The sequence below is a fragment of the Bradyrhizobium sp. cir1 genome, assembly GCF_014198245.1.
Lineage (GTDB): Bacteria > Pseudomonadota > Alphaproteobacteria > Rhizobiales > Xanthobacteraceae > Bradyrhizobium.
In genome coordinates, this window is the sequence record NZ_JACIHE010000018.1 from 1 (window position 1) to 16,411 (window position 16,411).

A 16,411-nucleotide genomic window follows, 5' to 3' on the forward strand; every position below is an offset into this window, starting at 1 on the left:
GGCTCACGGACGGCTCCTGTGAATGGGTGTGTGACAACCTCATTCTGGCACACCTGATGCCGTAGGGGGCCGTCCACACCATCAACCACAGGGAGTAGTTTGGCGAAGACTCCTGGTTATCAGTCTTGCGTCACAACTTCTCCCTGGGAGTATGGGTCCCGGCCTGCGCCGGGACGACACCGTCTTCTGAACTGCGAATGTGCGCCACGGTGAAAGCATGTCCCCCATCTACCGCGTCGACGGTAACAACGTCGTCACCAGCCCGGATGCTGCTGGACCCTGGGACCGGCGCATGCAGCACGGCTCGGCGCCGGCATCGCTGGTGACATGGGCGGCCGAGCGCATTCCGACGCCTGTTGCGATGGACATCGCGCGCGTCACGATCGATTTGATGCGGCCGGTCCCAGTGGCGCCGCTCACGATTGCGACCGAAGTACTGCGCGAGGGCCGCAAGATCCAGCTCTGCGAGATCAAGCTGCTCGCCGACGGCGTGCAGGTGGTCGGCGCCACCGTGCTCAAGGTCAGGCGCCAGGCGCAGGCGCTGCCGGATGAGGTCAAGGAGTTGCCGGTCACGCTGCGGTCTCCGGAGGACTCGCTTGTTGAGGACGGTCACGCCGCCACCAGCCCGTTCGTGCGATCGGTCTCGATGCGCGCCGCGCGCGGCCGCTTCGGCCAGGCCGGTGCCGGCGCGATCTGGTTTCGCGTCGACCATCCTCTGATCGAGGGCGAAGCGATCTCGCAGGCGATGCGCGCCGTGGTCGCCGCCGACTTCTCCAACGGCACCGCCTCGACGCTCGACTTCCGCGCCTGGACCTACATCAACGCCGATCTCACCGTGAGCTTTGCGCGCCAGCCGGTCGGCGAGTGGATCCTGCTCGACGGCGACTCATGGATCGGCCCTGATGGCGCGGGCCTTGCGATGTCGCGGCTTGCCGACCGGCAGGGCTATTTCGGCCGCGCGGTGCAGAGCCTGGTGATCGAGAAGCGGTGACGGCAGGGCCGCGATCGTTCCTTCCGAATGAACGGCAGGCTTCCGCCGCCGCGGAAGGGACACCTGGTTACGAGCTCTTGCTCGACGCTGGCATCCTGCCATTTCACAAACCGTAGAAGATCTTGATCTCCCACAGCACCACGATGATAGCCGTGATCAACGTGACCGCGGCGACTGCACTTTCCAGGGAAGCGACTCTCATGGCTTACTCCGCTTCCCAGCCCCGTCAGCGGTCTAGGTGATTCCCTGATTCGCGGGCAATCGGGTGGGCATCGCTGGCGCGCACTCCGTTGCGCGCTGTGGTGCCGGGGCCACAACAACACCGTAAAATCCCGGGGTATTTACCCCACCATCCGGTCCCGCCCGGTCCAGAAGCCCGCACGCAGTACCTTCTTGTCGACCTTGCCGACGCCAGTCATCGGCAGCTGCTTGACGAACTGGATCTGCTTCGGCGCATGCGCCGAGCCCTTTCGCGTCTTCACGAGATTGATCAGCTCATCGGCATCAGGCCTGGCACCCTCGCGCGGTACGATAACGGCGGTGACGGCCTCGCCCCATTTCTCATCGGGAACGCCGACGACCGCGACCATCGCCACATCGGCATGCTGCGACAGCACGTCCTCGACCTCGCGCGGGAAGATGTTGAAACCGCCGGAGACGATCATGTCCTTCTTGCGGTCGAGGATGAACATGTAGCCGCGCTCGTCCTTGCGTGCGATGTCGCCGGTGTGGACCCAGCCGTTCTTCAGCGTCTCGGCGGTGATGTCCGGCCGCTTCCAGTACTCCGCCATCGCATGCGGGGCACGCACGCAGATCTCGCCGGCCTCGCCCGTCGCCACCTCCTGGTCGTTGTCGTCGAGGAGCTTGACCTCGCAGGCGGCGATCGGGAAGCCGCAGGACAGGAATAGCTCCGGCGTCCTGGGATCATGATCTTTCTTGCGCAACACCGAGATCGGATAGCATTCGGTCTGTCCGTAGAGCTGCGAGAACACCGGGCCGATGCGTTCGATGCCTTCGAGCAACCGGCTCGGTGACATCGCGGAGGCGCCGTAGAGCACGAGCTCGAGCGAGGACAGGTCGGTCCTGCCCAGCGCGGGATGGTCGAGCAGCACATAGATCATGGTCGGCACGAACAGCGTGAAGTTGATGCGCTCGCGAGCGATCGTCGCCAGCACGGCCTCGGGATCGAAGCCTTTCAGCATGTGTACGGTGCCGCCACGCATCAGGGTCGGCAGCACCTTCGTGCCGGCGACATGGCTGATCGGCGCGACCGCGAGATAGCGCGCTCCCTCCGGGATTTCGAAGTCGGCGAGGATCGCGGCGGCTCCCCCGGCATTTTCGCGGTGGTAGCGCAACGCCCCCTTGGATTTGCCGGTCGTGCCGCCGGTGTAGTTCAGCGTGGAGAGGTCGTCCGGGCCGGCAAGGCACTGTGCGCTGGTGTGGCCTTCGACTTCGATCGCCTGCAGCAGATCGACGCCATAGTCGGCCGGTCCCATGGTGAAGACCGCCTTGAGCCGGCCTGCGCTCGCGGCGAGCTCGCCGCCGCGATCGCGGAAGGCGGCCGCATCGACCACGAGGACCTCGGCCTCGGAATCCTCGAGCTGGAACAGCTGGTCCCCTTGCGATCCCAGCGGATGCAGCCAGGTCACGCAGAGCCGCGACAATTGCGCGGCGACACCGGCGCACCAGGTGTCGGCGCGGTTTGCGGTGAGGAAAGCGACGCGCGCGCCGGGCTGCAATCCAAGCCGCATGAACACGCCCTGGATGCGTCCGATCAGGTCGATCGTGCTCTGGTAGCTCAGCGATCCGCCGGGCCAGGCGAAAGCGGTGCGGCCGGGATAGCGCGACAGTGCCCGTAGCGTCTGCGCGCAAGTCGGCGACGATGCGTGGAGCGGATCGGACATATGTTTCCTCGTTGCTTTGTCATCGGCCTCTAACGTGCCAATGTTGCTGTAACGCTAGCACAGGGAATGCGGGAGGAAACGACAAAGCCCGCGCGAGGGAGGCATGCGTGAGGTCAGAGCGTCTGCAACGTTTCGGCGATCGTCTCGCCCTGCCGCTGATCGCCGCGCCGATGTTTCTGGTGTCGGGCGTGGAGCTCGTGGTCGCGGCCTGCCAGAGCGGCGTGATCGGCAGCTTCCCCACTGCGAATTGCCGCAGTACGGAACAACTCGATGCGTGGCTCACTGAGATCGAAACACGGCTGGGACAGCACGAAGATCAGACCGGCCGCAAGGCAGCGCCGCTGTGCCCGAACCTGATCGTGCACCGCTCCAATGCGCGGCTCGAGCAGGATCTCTCCGTGCTGCTGCGGCACAAGCCGGAGATCGTCATCACCTCGGTCGGCTCGCCGGCGCCGGTCTTGAAGCCGCTGCATGACGCGGGTGCGCTGGTACTGGCGGACGTCGCCTCGATCCGCCATGCCGAACGCGCGGCGGAAGCGGGGGCAGACGGGCTCGTCCTGCTCACCGCAGGCGCGGGCGGACAGACCGGCTGGCTCAATCCGTTCGCCTTCGTCCGCGCGGTGCGTGCGTTCTATGACGGCATCATCGTGCTCGCGGGCGGTATCAGCGACGGGCGCGCGCTGCATGCGGCCGAGGTGCTCGGCTGCGATCTCGGCTATATGGGCACGAAGTTCATCGCCACGCGCGAGAGCATGGCGGATGACCGTTACAAGCGAATGCTGGTCGAGAGCAGCGCCGACGACATCCTGCTCACCACCGCGTTCACGGGCCTCCAGACCAACATGCTGAAGCCGTCGATCATCGCTGCCGGTCTCGATCCCGACGACCTGCCGGCGCGCGGCGCGATCGACATCGCGGAGGATATCGACGTCACCGCGCGCGAGAACAGACCCAAGCGCTGGCGCGACATCTGGAGCGGCGGGCACGCGACGTCGGGCGTCACCGATGTGCTCGCGGTCGATGATCTCGTTGCGCGGACGATCGCGGAATACCGCGAGGCAGGTGGGCGCGATCGCATCGGTCACAGTTAATCCCGCATAGCTCCGGCCCGGCCCACTTAACGGCAGATTAACCATCGCCCGCCAAGAATCCCTCTCGAGGCCGCCAATCAGGACCGAGAGGGACAGGCGATGGACTACGAGTTTCTCAACACCAAGACGGCGGCATCGCTGGACGAGATCCGCGTCCGCGTCGCCCATGCGCTGGCCCGCCATCCGCTGTGCCGCAATGTGCGCTTCGACATCGTCAGCGTCCCCCGCACCCGCCGGGGCGGCAACTGGACGGTGACGCTGCAATCGGTCGAGCCGCGCGCGGTCTGGGAGGCCTCCGAGATCGTCGCCGACATCCAGGACGCCTATGATCTGGCGGCAGCTGCCTGATTTCCTTGGGGTTTCGGCGATGTCGCCGCAGTCCGCGCGATTGCCGCCGCAATGGCACGGTTAGGCCTTAATTATCGCCCAGTTTCCGGGCAGTGATCACGTGGACTTGAAGTTGTGGGCGCGGAGGGACGTTTGTCCAAAGCCATCACCATCGTTGTGCTGACCTGTTTCCTCGTCCTCGGCGCCGCCACCGCTGCCATCCTCGGCCGTGACAGCGTGCCCAGCGTCAGCGCTGAGATGATCACCGAAGCCCTGCCCGCGAAGCCGCTCACGACCAACCGTGCCGCCAAGGCCGATCGCCTGGTTCCGACGCTCGCGCTGGCCTCGGCCGCGATCGAGCCGGTCCAGGTGCCCGCCGACAGGCTCGCGCAGGCGCCGGTCCTGACCGAGCCGCTGCGCCAGGCCTTTGCCGCTGCGACGCCGTCCGATTTCCCGATGCCGAAAGCAAACGCGCATGAGGCGCCCGCGGCAGCGGAAGTTCCCGCCGTCGACGTCCCGGCCAAGCCGAAAGTCGTCGCCAAGCCGCAGCCGCAAAAGTCCTATTCGCTGCTCTCCGACGTTCAGATTTCGGGCATCAAGGATCGTCTGAAGCTGTCGTCGTCGCAGGAATATTACTGGCCTTCGGTCGAGACTGCGCTGCGCAACGTCGCGCGCAGGATGCAGGCGAACAAGCTGTCGAATCCGAACGCGCCGCCCAGCGCGCAGATCGATCCGAATTGCGACGAGGTGCAGCAGTTGAAGTCGGCCGCGATGCCGCTGCTGTTCCAGCTGCGCGACGACCAGAAGGAAGAAGTGCGCAAGCTCGCCCGCCTCATCGGGCTCGAGAAGGTCGCGCAACAGATCTGACGCGCGCGGTTTCCCTTATCGGAACCCGCCGGCATCAGGAACATCCGGTAATCCCAACGCGTTGCCCGCCCCAAAAGAGGGAGTGGATCAATGCGCGCCACGACAGCTTATTTCGTCGGTGCCGGAACGATCATCGCGGCCATTGCCATTGGTCTCGGCGGCGGCATCGTCGCCGGCAATATCATGAATCCGAGCCCGCCCAAGCAGGGCGCGGACACCAACAAGGTGTCGCAGCGCACGACCAATGCGCCGGAGCGCGTGCAATATCTCACCGGCTCGCAAGCCTTCGGCATGATTATTGCAGCGCCAGCCCAGGCCGAAGCAAAGCCCGAAGCCGCAAGGTCCGACACGCAGACCGCTCAGGCGAACGCAGAACCACCAGCGCCGCAGCCTTCGCAAGCGGCCGCGGTTGAGCCGCCGAAGCCTGCCGAGCAGCAGCCTTCGACGAACCAATCCTCCTCACCTGAAAATGCCTATGCCAAGGCCAGGGATTCCGACCTGAAGCGTGCCGCGTCCGAACGGCGCCGAGCCGAACGCCGCGAGCGCTGGGCGGAACGTCACCGCTACGACTCTCGCGAGCCGCGCGGCATGCGCGATCGCACCGATTGGGACGACGTGGCACGGAGCGTTCGCGAGGATTCCGATGCGCGCGATTACGCGAGCCGGCCGCGTGGCGGCTTCCCGCAGATCAGGCTGTTCGGGCCTGACGACGATTAGCGCCTAGCCCAGGATCGCGGCCGCCGCGCATTCGGCAATCAGGATCGTCGGCGTCTGGATGTTGCCTGAGATCATGATCGGGATCACCGAGGCGTCGGCGACATGCAGGCCGTCGATGCCGCGCACCTGCAACCGCTGCGGATCGACGACGGCCAGACCGTCCGTACCCATGCGGCAGGTCGAGGCGGCATGATAGAGTGTCGTGCAATGGCCACGGATATAGTCGGCGATCTCGGCGTCGCTCACCGCTTCCGCGCTGGGCGTGATCTCACCCTCGATCATCTCTTTCAGCGGCGCTTGCGCGGCGATGCGGCGGTTGATGCGCACGCCTTCGATCATGGTCGCGATGTCGTCGCCGCTCGCATCCGAGGCGAAATAGCCGGGGTCGATCGCGGGATGTTCGATCGGATCGGCCGAGCGCAGCGTGATCCGGCCGCGGCTGTTCGGCCGCTGCAACGTCGCATGCAGGGTGATGCCCGGCTTCGACGACAGGAAGCGGACATAGTCGCGGTGCGGGCTGATCGCGCCATAGAGCTGCAGGTCGGGCTCGACGTCGGGGCGGCTCTTCACATGCGCGCCGGCAGCGACCCAGGGAGAGGTGCGCGGACCGCTGCGGCTGGTTTCCCACTCGGCAAGGCTTGCGGCCAGGCTCTCCTCCGTCCAGGCGCCGACGCCGATCTTCTCCTTCGTGTAGAAGGTGATGGGAATGTTGATGTGATCCTGGAGATCCCTGCCGACGCCCGGCAGATCGTGCACGACGTCGACGCCGGCCGCCTTCAATTCGTCGGCCGGGCCGACGCCTGACAGCAGCAGTTGCTGCGCCGAGCCGATGGCGCCGGAGGCGACCACCACCTCGGTGGTGGCGAAGACGCTCTTCGGCTGCCCGTTCTCGAGATATTCGACGCCGATCGCGCGGGAGCGCTCGATGATGATGCGGATGACGCGCACGCCCGTCTTCAGCGTGAGATTGGCCCGCGCCAGTGCCGGGCGCAAATAGGCCTTGCCGGTGCCGAAGCGTTCGCCGTCCTTGATGACGAACTGGAAGAAGCCTGCCCCTTCCTGGGTGGCGCCGTTGAAGTCGGGATTGTGCGGCAGCCCCGCGGCCTGCGCCGCCTCCAGCCATTTCAGTTCATTCGGATCGACATGGGGAACGTCGGCGACGTGCAGGGGACCGCGCGTGCCATGGAAGGGATTGTCGGTGAAGCGCGCATTGCTCTCGAAGGCAATGAATTTCGGCAGCACGTCGCGCCAGGCCCAGCCTGCGCAGCCCGCCTGCGCCCAGCCGTCGTAGTCGGACGGCAGGCCGCGGATGTAGATCATCGCATTCATCGCGCCGGAGCCGCCGACCATTTTTCCGCGCGGCCAGAAGATGCGCCGTCCGCGGCAGCCCGCCTGCGGTTCGGTGTAATAGCCCCAGTCGACCGATGTGTTGAACATCGTCGGCCAGTCCGACGGAATGTCGGAAGCGAGCGGCGCAGTCCGGCCGGCTTCCAGCATCAGAACCTTGCGGTGCGGATCGGCCGACAGCCGGTTGGCCAGCACGCAGCCGGCCGAGCCGGCGCCCACGATGATGGTGTCGTACATTGAAGAGCACTCCGAAGACATTCACCTCGCGGAGTGCTTGCAAGATCTGTGCTTTGGAACTGGTTGCGTCATTCCGGGATGCGTGCGCAGCACGCAGGCCCGGAATCCATCTATCCGCAGCGAACGCAGCACGATGGATTCCGGGTTCGCTCCGTTGGAGCGCCCCGGAATGACAGCCGTAGTCAGCCCCCGTGCGACTCGACGACCTTGCGGCAGCCGTCAGAAAGCTTCGACTTGTTCTCACGCAGGCAGGCGTTCATCTGGGGCGGCTTGCCGACATGTTCGGCGCAGAATTTGCTGGCGTCACTGCGGCAGGCCATCTGTTCCTGCAATGTCGGGCCGGATTGCGCTGCGGCGGGCAGGGCGGTAGCGGCAAGCAGCAGCGCGGCAAGAACCGAAATCTTCATAAAGCACCTCTTTGGGATTGTCGGTGGTCCCGTTCGGGATCAAGCGGGCGGGACCATCTCGCGAAGGGCGGGTGCCGGTCCATGCCATGTTCATGGCATCGGCTCGTCGCCCCGGCTGCCGCACCCCCATCTTCATGGCATGTATCCGCGCGCCGTCTTTTGCCATTCAGGCTGCACGTCGGCTGCGAGACCCGGTGAATTGCATCGGGCGCCGAACGGGAAGCAGGAGAGCAAGATGTCGAAACGAGCGGGAGCGCTGAGCGCCGGGCTGACGGTCATGGTGCTGGCGGGTGCGGCGATGGTGTCGCTGGGCACGAGCCCGGCGCAGGCCGTGGTCTATTGCAAGACCGTCGGCGTGCCCAAGGGCTGTGTGGTGCGACCGACGGCGGCGGTGGTGGTCGCACCGGGAGCCCCGGTCGCGGCGGCTGCAGTCGCGACACCCGGTGTCGGTGCGCCCGGCGTTGGCGTGCGTGCGGGCACGCCGATGAATCGCGGCGGTCCGGTCAACCGCGTCGGAGTTCGCTGACGATCTCGTTCCATTGAGTTGATTGCATCGTTTCGGGCAAAGGAGCCTTGCGGACGAACCCCCCGTCCTCCGCAGGCAAAACAATCCGGCCCGTCCCCTCTCTCCGCGCGTCCCACACGTTCGGGGAGGGGGGCTTTTCAGCCGCCGGCGGCGTCGCTGTCGGGAAAGACTTGCGGCAATTGCAGCCGCACGCGCGTGCCCGAGGCGTCTGAGCTGAGATCGAGCACCGCGCCACAGCGCGCGGCGCGGCTTCTCATATTGCGCAAGCCCCGTGCGGTCTGGCTCGCGCCGTTGCCCGAAGGCACAAAACCGCGGCCGTCGTCGGTCACGCTGATCACGCCATACGGTCCCTGGCCTCCGTCGAGCGTCTCGATGGTGACCGCGACGTTGCGGGCCTGCGCATGCTTGACGGCATTGGTCACGGCCTCGTCGAGGATGCGCACGATCTGGATCACATGCCATGGCCTGAGCTCGGGATGCAGCGGCAGGCCCTGCGGCGTCGCCACGCGCCAGTCGAGCGCGATGTCATGCGGCCGCAACTGTGCCGTCGCGCGCTCGCGCCAGGAGCCGAGCGCGAGCATGAGGTCGCCGCCGATGTCGTCCATGGAGTCGATGACGAGGCGCAGATCCTTCAGCGCCGCGCGGGCGGCATCCGTGATGGTCGCCCCCTCATGGCCGCGCTCGGAGAGCGCGACGATGCTGACGAGCTGGCCGCCGAGGCCGTCATGGAGGTCGCGCATCAGCCGCGTGCGCTCATTGGCGAGCGCGGCCGCGCGGGCGCGCTCCTCCTCGCGGGCAAAGCTCGCCTTCAGCCGTTCCTCGGCCTCGCGCACGCGCGCCACGAGCTGTCCGGCGAAGCTGTCGACCTGGTTCAGCGCGCGGGCGAAGCGCCAGGTCAGCCCGGCACCGATCGCGACCAGCATCGCCGAATAGGACAGGCGCGAGACGAAGATGCGTTCATTGGTCACGATCTCGAACACCGACAGCATGTCATGGACCCAGCAGGTCAGTACGATGGTCACCGCGCAGCCGATCGTGAAGCTCGCCGCATCCTGCCGCCGCACCACTGCGGTCGCGGTCACGCAGGCCATCAGGAACAGGGAGATCCCGACGGTGGGGATGCCGAGCACCAGAAAGAGAATGCGCGGCAGCGGCGGGCCGGCGATCAGCCCGACCACGAACACGATGAGGCCCGGAGCGAACAGCAACGTGCCGTAGCGCGGCCAGCGCCAGCCGAAGAACAGCACGCCGAACATGACGATCAGCGCGCTCTCGGTCGGCGCTGACGCCAGCAGGACCGCGGCAAGCCGCGACGTTGGGGCCGGCGGCACCGGTGGCGGCACGAACGCCTGCACGACACCGAGCACCATCGCTACCGCCAGCACGCCGTAAACCGGCTCGCGCCGCCGCATCAGCCACATGATCGCGAGGATGACGGCGAGGATCGATTGCCACGCGGAGAACACGACGGGCAGCGTCACGAACAGCAGCGTGCGCGTCTCGAAGGCCGGGCGGAGGGCAGCGTCGGGTCCGACATAGACGGTGTCGAGGAAGCCCTTCAAGGGGCCCCATACGAACAGCCGCACCATGATCTCATTGCTGCCGTCGCGCAGCAAGGACGCCGGGATCATCGCGATCTGCGGCGTGTTGCGGTCCGGCCGGTTGGCGTTGGCGTCGCGACGGGAGTCGAGCACGACGACGCCGTTGACGGCGACCTCCACCGCGTTACTGAAGCGCGGCAGGAACACCGACCATCCCGATGCGGCTTGGTCGCGCCGGAACGTGAAGGCACCGGTATAGAGCGGCGGATCGCCCAGCGAATAGCGCGACGACGTGAAGTGCGGCAAGGTGACCGGGCGCGTCGCGCCGTCCTCGCGCAGCGAAAATCCGCTGACCGCGAAATCGTCGGGGTCGCTGGGCTGGAGCAGCCGCAGCCCGAGGATGGTGGCGATCACGATCAGCACCTGGAGCAGCAGATAGGGCACGAGGCGCGACACGATCAGCCGGCGCCGCGGGCGTGTCGGTGCCTTCGCCGCAATCTCGCTCACAGCTTGATCAGGCCCTGCTGCACCGCCTCGAACACCGCTTCGCTGCGCGTGTGCACCTCGAGCTTGCGATAGATGTTCTTGATGTGCCCGGGCACGGTCTGCCTGGACAGGCCGAGATGGCTCGCGATCTCGGCGTAGCTGAAGCCTTTTGCGATGCCCCAGAGGATGTCGATCTCGCGCGGCGTGAGCTTGGCCGTGTTGAGCGCGGGACCCGGCGACGGCTCGGCCGAACCCTGCGCGGCACCTTGCGTCCGGCGCACGATGAAGCGGGCGATCGAGGCCGAGATCGGCGAATGGCCGGCGACCAGATCGCGCACGGTGGTGGCGATATCGGTGGGGAAGGCGTCCTTGAGCAGGTAGCCGGTGGCGCCGACCGTGATCGCCGAGATCACGCTCTCCTCGTCGCCGAGCGCCGAGATCACCATGATCTCGGTGTCGGGAAAGCGCTGCCGGATTTCGCGGATCAGTTCGACGCCATGGCCGTCGGGAAGCCTGAGATCGGTGAGCAGCACGCGCGGTGCCGCCTCGGCCAGCGCGGAGCGGGCCTCTGCCAGCGTGCCGGCGCTGCGCACCTCGTAGCCGGCCTTGACCAGCGCGTCCTGGAGCCGCCAGCAGGTCGGCGCATCGTCCTCGACGAGGAGGATGGTGATGGCTTCACCCGTCTCGCCCTGTTCGCTCATGTTCATGGTCCCGCGACCCGCGTGTCCCCCGCGGCGCGAGGCCAAGCTTAGCCGCAGCGTGGAGGTCGCGACACCCATAATCATGGGGGCGGTTTGGCTGCGGCGTCCGCCTTATCTGTGGCCGCCGAACCGGCGCTCTCTATAAAACATCCACCCGCGGTGGCGGATAGCGCCGCGCCAGGGTCGACAGTGGCAGGTGCCGTTCGCCTTCCGGCAACTCCAGATACGCGAGCACCAGCGATCGCTTCCAGTCGCCGATGCCGAAATCCATCGCCATCCATTTCTGTGGCTCGGGACCTTCAAGGCCCCGGACCCAGACGAAATAGCGGGGGAGGTCGTCGGCGTCCGCTTCCGTCGTGCGTCGTCTGGCCATCAAAGCTGCTCGCTGCATCACCATCCGTTGCGGTAGGATATAGGTATCGGTTCGCTGAAGTCGAACTCCCGGTTGCGGCTCCTGCAAGTCTGGACCGGTTGGTTAACGCGCGGGCCTGAAGATATGAACGAAGCCACGATCGATCGCTGGGGTGAAGCCTCTAAAGTCACGAAAAAGCTGATCGGCTCGTGGTCCTTCTACCGGGTCATCGAAGGCCAGGCCACGATGCAGGGTATAGCGACCTTTACGCCACTCGACAGGGAGCGGTTGGCTTATCGCGAGCAGGGACATCTGAAGCTCGCGAACGGCACCACGGTGCAGGCCGAACGCGAATACGTCTTCAGCAACAGCGACGGAGGATTCCAGGTCTTCTTCAAGGAAGATCCACCGCGGCTGTTTCACGAGATTTCACTGTCCGCATCTTCCGGAGGAGAGCTGAGCGGACATGCGCGCCATCTCTGCAGGCGCGACGAATACCGGTCGGCCTACATGTTCCTGCCGGGTGGAACGTTTGTCGTCCGTCATGTGGCGTCGGGCCCAAGCAAGGACTACACGATGAACACGACCTACACGCCTCTGTCGTGATCAAGCCGGCGCGGTGGCCAGGCCGCCTATCATTGCCAGAGCCGGCTCTCTGCCACGCGGTTGATGTCGGCGAGCCTGCGGTCGGCATCGGCGTTCAGATCGATGCTCGCGACCAGCGCCAGCAGGCGGTGATAGGCGCTGTCGGCAACCTCGACCGGCAGCGGGGCCTCGTCATAGGCCTCGACATAGCTGGCGACGAGGCTGCTCAACAGGCGGCAGAGGCCGCGCTGGGCGGGATCGTCCCGGCCGAGCGTATCGAGCTTCTGCTGAAATGTCCGGAAGGTTCGCAGGCCGTGGTGCTGTTCGGAAAGCCACGCGTGCAGGTCGTTCATGTGAGCCTCTTCGAATTACGGAAGAAGCTACCGGTTTATACAGTGGAGATGGGAGGATGGCTAGTGGAGGGAAGGGATTGAGCTATGTTGAGCCAGTCCGTCTTCGCCAAGAGGCTTCGCCGGACACGCTTCGCCCTTCGCTCCTGCATCGCCGTGCCACGCGAAGCCCGAAGGGCGAAGCGTGGTGCCCCTGGCCGGAATCGAACCAGCACTCCTTGCGGAACTCGATTTTGAGTCGAGCGCGTCTACCAGTTCCGCCACAGGGGCCCTCGGTCGGCCCCTCCAAGGAGGGCGTCGCGAAGCCGGCGGACTATAGCCATGGACAAGGCGGGGTCAACCCGCGCCAAAGTGATCCCGGCCGTTCTCGACAGCCGGATGGGCTGGAGCTAGAGGCTTGAGCAGCGCGAGACATGCTACGAGGCCGCCGTGACGACCCAGAGTGCCGCAATACCTGCGTTCAAACCGGCGGCGAGCCCTGCGCTCGCCGCCTCGCTTGCGGTCACCCTGATCGCGGCAGCCACGATCGCGGGCGCGTGGTTTTTCCAACTCGTGCTGGAAATCCTGCCCTGTCCGCTGTGCCTGGAGCAGCGCTACGCCTATTACCTCGCGATCCCGCTCGGCGCGCTGACGGCGCTCGCGGCGCGAGCCGGTGCACCGCGGCCGCTGCTGCTCGCAGGGCTTGCGATCCTCGCGCTGGCGACCCTCGCCAATGCCGGCCTCGGCACCTACCACTCTGGCGTCGAATGGGGTTTCTGGAAGGGCCCGACCGATTGCTCCGGCCCCGTCGTCAATCTCGGCAGCGCCGCTGATCTGCTGTCGAAGCTCGACACGGTGAAGGTGGTCCGCTGCGACGAGGTGCAGTGGCGCTTCCTCGGCCTCTCGCTCGCCGGCTATAACGTGCTGATCTCGCTCCTGATGGCCGCGATCGCCGCGTGGGGATTTGTGCGGACGGCGAAGCGCTAGGCGAGATGCCGTAGGGTGGGCAAAGGCGCGCGCTTCGCGCGCCGTGCCCACCATCTCCTAGTGATATTGCCGCAAGAATGGTGGGCACGGCGCTGCGCGCCTTTGCCCGCGGAGCTCCGTTACCGGAGCTGCGCCCCGTCAATCATCCACATCGTCCTGCGTGCGCCCGAACAGGTGCACGATGCCCGGCGTTGCGATCGTCACGAACACGAAACGCGACAGATGATGGGCGCCGACGAAGATCGGGTCGATATGCAGCGTCAGCGCCAGGGCCAGCATCGCGTCCATGGCGCCCGGCGCGAAGGCGACGACGACGTCGGAGAACTTCACCTGCGTGGTGAGCGCGACGATGCCGACGAAGATCGCGGAGACGGCAATGGCCACGGCGAACGAGCCCAGCGCCGCATTGATATGGCCGGCGAGCGTCTTGATCCGCATCCGTGCGAAACGGCTGCCGATCAGGGCGCCGATGCCGACCAGCGCCACGCCGCGCACCCAGTCCGGCAATCCACCCTCGACCCAGCCCGCGCCATGCAGCACGCTGGAGGCGATCATCGCGCCGAACATCCAGCTTGCCGGAAACTTGACCAGCCGCAGCAGGAGCGCCGCAGCCAGGGAGGCGGCGACCAGCTCCAGGAGGCCGAGCGGCGAGGCGATGGTCGTCGTCAGCGACGGCGCGGCCGAAGGCGCCACGCCCGCGAGCGCCAGCACCAGCGGCAGCGCCGCGGTGAGGATGATGACGCGCATGGTCTGCACCACCGCGATGCCCGGTAGGTCGGCGCCGCGCTCGACCGCCAGAATCGTGATCTGCGACAGCGCACCGGGGCTGCCGGCGAGGAAGGCCGAGGTGCGGTCCCAGCCATGGATGCGCTGGAGGTAATAGCTCGAGCCGAAGGTCGAGCAGAAGGTCGCGAGCGCGAGCAGCCCGATCGTGAGGGGATAGGCGCTGACCTGCTGGATCAGATGGCGCGAGACCACCGAGCCCAGCGAAATGCCGAGCAGCACCAGCACGGTCTGGGTCAGGATCGGCGGCAACGTCAGCTGGCGACCGGCGATCGCGGCGATCCCGACCGCGATCATCGAGCCCGAGATTAACCCGCCGGGAAGGTTGGCGAAGAGAAATACGAGACCGCCGGCGGTGCCGATGACGAGCGTCTCCACCGTGCTCAGGATCTTGGCACGGCTCGGCCATTCGAACGGCAGGGAGGCGGTGATTTGCTTCACGCCACCTTATCGCAAATCAGCGAGAGGCGCACAATTGCGGCTACGTCATGCCGCAATGCGCGACGCCTCTCCTTGATGATCGAACCGTATTGTGACGGATTTACTTCTTGTCGGCGGCAGGGGCGGCGGTGCCGGCCTTCGCTTCCTTCATGCACTCGCGGCGAAACTTCTTGCGCTCCTTGCCCTTCAGTCCCTTGGCGTCCGCCTGCTTGGAGCATTCGAGCGACTCGGCCGAACGCTCCTTCGGCGCCGCCTTCTTGTCGGCGGTGGCAGCGGCATCGGTCTTGGCGGCCGGCGCTGTGGCCTGCGCGAAGGCGGTGCCGGAGGCGAGCAGGGAGACGAGGGCGACGGCGGCGAGGCGAGAGGCGAGGGTCATGATGTTGCACTCTTCTTGGGGGAATTGCGAAGAGCTGGGAACGTCGGCTTGCGATGCTGAACGCGACATGAATGATTTGAACGGCGCGATCACTATATTTTTGCGGCGAAAGCCATCGCTTCCTTGTCGCGGGCCGGCGGCACGCTAGGATAGCAATCCTCGTTTCACTTCCCCAAGGGAAGACAAGGGAAGACAAGGGAAGACCAAGGAGGAGATCAGGGATGACCAATCAGACAAAACTGCTGTGTGCGATCGTGGCTTCGGGCGTCGTGGCATTGATGGCCGCCGCACCGGCGCAGGCGCTGACCTCGCAGGAGTGCAGCGCGAAATATCAAGCCGCCAAGAAGGACGGCTCGCTCGGCACCATGAAGTGGAACGACTTCCGCAAGGCCCAGTGCGGTGCCGATGCGACGCCTGCCGCCGCGCCGACCGCGGCTGCTCCGGCCGCGCCGGCCGCTCCGGCCGAACCGAAGCAGGCCAAGAAGGAGGCGGCACCTGCGGCCGCGCCAGCCCTGCCGGCTGGCCCCGCGATCTATCCGAACGCGGTCGACCCGAAATACGCCAAGGAGACCGCCGGCAAGGCGCGCCTGCACACTTGCGTCGACCAGTACAATGCCAACAAGACCACCAATGGCAATGGCGGCCTGAAGTGGATCCAGAAGGGCGGCGGCTATTACAGCGAATGCACCAAGAAGCTGAAGGGCGCTGCCTGAGCTTCGAATTGATGCGGAGGCCGGAGCAATGCTCCGGCCACTTCGCCTAGTCCAAGAGCTTCTCGGCCGACTTTGCCACCAACTGCGAACGCTTGCGCGGGCCGCGCTCGACGAACAGCAGGCTCTGGCCGAAGATGAAGCAGTAGAACAGGAAGGCCTGCGCCTCGGCTTCCTCGGCCTCTAAGCCGGTCGCGCGGTAGAGCTCGGCAACGTGCTTGAGTCGCGCTGCATCGACGCTCGCCACCGCCGCCGCGGCGTTCTCGTCCGAGCGGGCCCATTGCCGGATCGCAAGCTCGATCGCCATGCCTTCCGGATTGACCCGCTCGGAATAGAGCTGGATCACCGCCTTCAGCCGCTCGCGGGGGGCCTCGCCATCGAGGCTCGTCTGCTGCGCAATCGACGCCGCGCGCCCCTCGCGCCAGCGTTCCAGCATGGCCTCGAGCAGCGCGGCGCGGTCGGCGAAACGGCGATAGAACCCCCCCTTGGTGACGCCGAGATTCTTGGCGAGCACCTCGACCCTGACACCCTCGACCCCCGAGCGGGCGAGCTCGGCAAATCCCGCCTCGACCCAGACATCGCCCTTGCCGTCGCTCATGAAGGAAGCCTCGCCGATTCCTGATACGGTGCCGTATTGCTAACGCGCCGCAGCCCTGATACGCTACCGTATCAATAGCTAAAGAGCAGAATGGGCGGGGAGAAATTG

The 16,411-nt window shown here is 66.2% G+C and carries 19 protein-coding genes and 1 tRNA gene; 9 read left to right on the top strand and 11 right to left on the bottom strand.

Going from position 1 to position 16,411, the window contains the following annotated elements; translation table 11 throughout:
* Nucleotides 1–217 precede the first annotated feature (217 nt).
* A complete protein-coding gene (locus GGD63_RS28685) occupies nt 218–991 on the top strand; it encodes a thioesterase family protein (RefSeq protein ID WP_183246876.1) in 774 nt (257 codons plus the stop codon).
* A 341-nt stretch (nt 992–1,332) separates the two neighbouring features.
* On the opposite strand, the gene GGD63_RS28690 is transcribed toward GGD63_RS28685, so the two are convergent.
* Complete coding sequence (locus GGD63_RS28690) at nt 1,333–2,895, bottom strand: AMP-binding protein (RefSeq protein WP_183246878.1); 1,563 nt, start codon at nt 2,893–2,895, stop codon at nt 1,333–1,335.
* 107 nt (nt 2,896–3,002) lie between these two features.
* Here GGD63_RS28690 and GGD63_RS28695 point away from each other — a divergent pair, with 107 nt between their 5' ends.
* The 4 genes from GGD63_RS28695 (at nt 3,003) to GGD63_RS28710 (ending at nt 5,897) form a co-directional block, all read left to right on the top strand.
* Complete coding sequence (locus tag GGD63_RS28695) at nt 3,003–3,986, top strand: nitronate monooxygenase family protein (protein WP_183246880.1); 984 nt, start codon at nt 3,003–3,005, stop codon at nt 3,984–3,986.
* Between the two features lie 99 nt (nt 3,987–4,085).
* Entirely contained in the window at nt 4,086–4,334 is a 249-nt protein-coding gene (locus tag GGD63_RS28700) for a hypothetical protein (RefSeq protein WP_183246881.1), read from the top strand.
* A 132-nt stretch (nt 4,335–4,466) separates the two neighbouring features.
* On the top strand, nt 4,467–5,180 hold the full coding sequence (locus tag GGD63_RS28705) for a hypothetical protein (protein WP_183246883.1): 714 nt from the start codon (nt 4,467–4,469) through the stop codon (nt 5,178–5,180).
* 90 nt (nt 5,181–5,270) lie between these two features.
* Nucleotides 5,271–5,897 (top strand): hypothetical protein, encoded by a 627-nt coding sequence (locus GGD63_RS28710; protein WP_183246885.1) that lies wholly within the window; start codon nt 5,271–5,273, stop codon nt 5,895–5,897.
* 3 nt (nt 5,898–5,900) lie between these two features.
* On the opposite strand, the gene GGD63_RS28715 is transcribed toward GGD63_RS28710, so the two are convergent.
* Complete coding sequence (locus GGD63_RS28715) at nt 5,901–7,481, bottom strand: GMC family oxidoreductase (RefSeq protein ID WP_183246887.1); 1,581 nt, start codon at nt 7,479–7,481, stop codon at nt 5,901–5,903.
* 182 nt (nt 7,482–7,663) lie between these two features.
* The gene (locus GGD63_RS28720) at nt 7,664–7,888 is read right to left on the bottom strand and encodes a cysteine rich repeat-containing protein (RefSeq protein WP_183246889.1); all 225 of its coding nucleotides are present in this window, start codon (nt 7,886–7,888) and stop codon (nt 7,664–7,666) included.
* A 235-nt stretch (nt 7,889–8,123) separates the two neighbouring features.
* Here GGD63_RS28720 and GGD63_RS28725 point away from each other — a divergent pair, with 235 nt between their 5' ends.
* Nucleotides 8,124–8,414 (top strand): hypothetical protein, encoded by a 291-nt coding sequence (locus tag GGD63_RS28725; protein WP_026312537.1) that lies wholly within the window; start codon nt 8,124–8,126, stop codon nt 8,412–8,414.
* A gap of 137 nt (nt 8,415–8,551) precedes the next feature.
* On the opposite strand, the gene GGD63_RS28730 is transcribed toward GGD63_RS28725, so the two are convergent.
* The 3 genes from GGD63_RS28730 to GGD63_RS28740 form a co-directional block, all read right to left on the bottom strand.
* A complete protein-coding gene (locus GGD63_RS28730; protein ID WP_183246891.1) occupies nt 8,552–10,462 on the bottom strand; it encodes an ATP-binding protein in 1,911 nt (636 codons plus the stop codon).
* Nucleotides 10,459–11,142, bottom strand: coding sequence for a response regulator transcription factor (locus tag GGD63_RS28735; RefSeq protein ID WP_183246893.1), 684 nt, complete (start codon nt 11,140–11,142; stop codon nt 10,459–10,461). Before GGD63_RS28735 ends, GGD63_RS28730 begins: the two co-directional genes overlap by 4 nt.
* A 139-nt stretch (nt 11,143–11,281) precedes the next feature.
* Nucleotides 11,282–11,515 (bottom strand): hypothetical protein, encoded by a 234-nt coding sequence (locus GGD63_RS28740; RefSeq protein ID WP_183246895.1) that lies wholly within the window; start codon nt 11,513–11,515, stop codon nt 11,282–11,284.
* 123 nt (nt 11,516–11,638) lie between these two features.
* Here GGD63_RS28740 and GGD63_RS28745 point away from each other — a divergent pair, with 123 nt between their 5' ends.
* Nucleotides 11,639–12,100 (top strand): DUF6314 family protein, encoded by a 462-nt coding sequence (locus GGD63_RS28745; protein WP_183246897.1) that lies wholly within the window; start codon nt 11,639–11,641, stop codon nt 12,098–12,100.
* A 29-nt stretch (nt 12,101–12,129) separates the two neighbouring features.
* Here the strand turns inward: GGD63_RS28745 and GGD63_RS28750 are convergent, their stop codons facing one another.
* Nucleotides 12,130–12,432, bottom strand: coding sequence for a hypothetical protein (locus GGD63_RS28750; protein ID WP_183246899.1), 303 nt, complete (start codon nt 12,430–12,432; stop codon nt 12,130–12,132).
* 182 nt (nt 12,433–12,614) lie between these two features.
* Nucleotides 12,615–12,699: transfer RNA gene (locus tag GGD63_RS28755), tRNA-Leu, on the bottom strand.
* Nucleotides 12,700–12,858: 159 nt separating this feature from the next.
* Between GGD63_RS28755 and GGD63_RS28760 the strand changes: the two genes are divergently transcribed.
* On the top strand, nt 12,859–13,395 hold the full coding sequence (locus GGD63_RS28760; protein ID WP_183246900.1) for a disulfide bond formation protein B: 537 nt from the start codon (nt 12,859–12,861) through the stop codon (nt 13,393–13,395).
* Between the two features lie 138 nt (nt 13,396–13,533).
* Here GGD63_RS28760 and GGD63_RS28765 read toward each other — a convergent pair whose 3' ends face one another.
* The gene (locus GGD63_RS28765; RefSeq protein WP_183246902.1) at nt 13,534–14,619 is read right to left on the bottom strand and encodes an AbrB family transcriptional regulator; all 1,086 of its coding nucleotides are present in this window, start codon (nt 14,617–14,619) and stop codon (nt 13,534–13,536) included.
* Between the two features lie 100 nt (nt 14,620–14,719).
* A complete protein-coding gene (locus tag GGD63_RS28770) occupies nt 14,720–14,995 on the bottom strand; it encodes a PsiF family protein (protein WP_183246904.1) in 276 nt (91 codons plus the stop codon).
* 221 nt (nt 14,996–15,216) lie between these two features.
* Here GGD63_RS28770 and GGD63_RS28775 point away from each other — a divergent pair, with 221 nt between their 5' ends.
* Complete coding sequence (locus tag GGD63_RS28775; protein WP_183246906.1) at nt 15,217–15,708, top strand: hypothetical protein; 492 nt, start codon at nt 15,217–15,219, stop codon at nt 15,706–15,708.
* A 46-nt stretch (nt 15,709–15,754) separates the two neighbouring features.
* Here GGD63_RS28775 and GGD63_RS28780 read toward each other — a convergent pair whose 3' ends face one another.
* Nucleotides 15,755–16,303: a TetR/AcrR family transcriptional regulator gene (locus GGD63_RS28780; RefSeq protein WP_183246908.1), complete on the bottom strand. Its 549-nt coding sequence runs from the start codon at nt 16,301–16,303 to the stop codon at nt 15,755–15,757.
* Nucleotides 16,304–16,411: the final 108 nt, after the last annotated feature.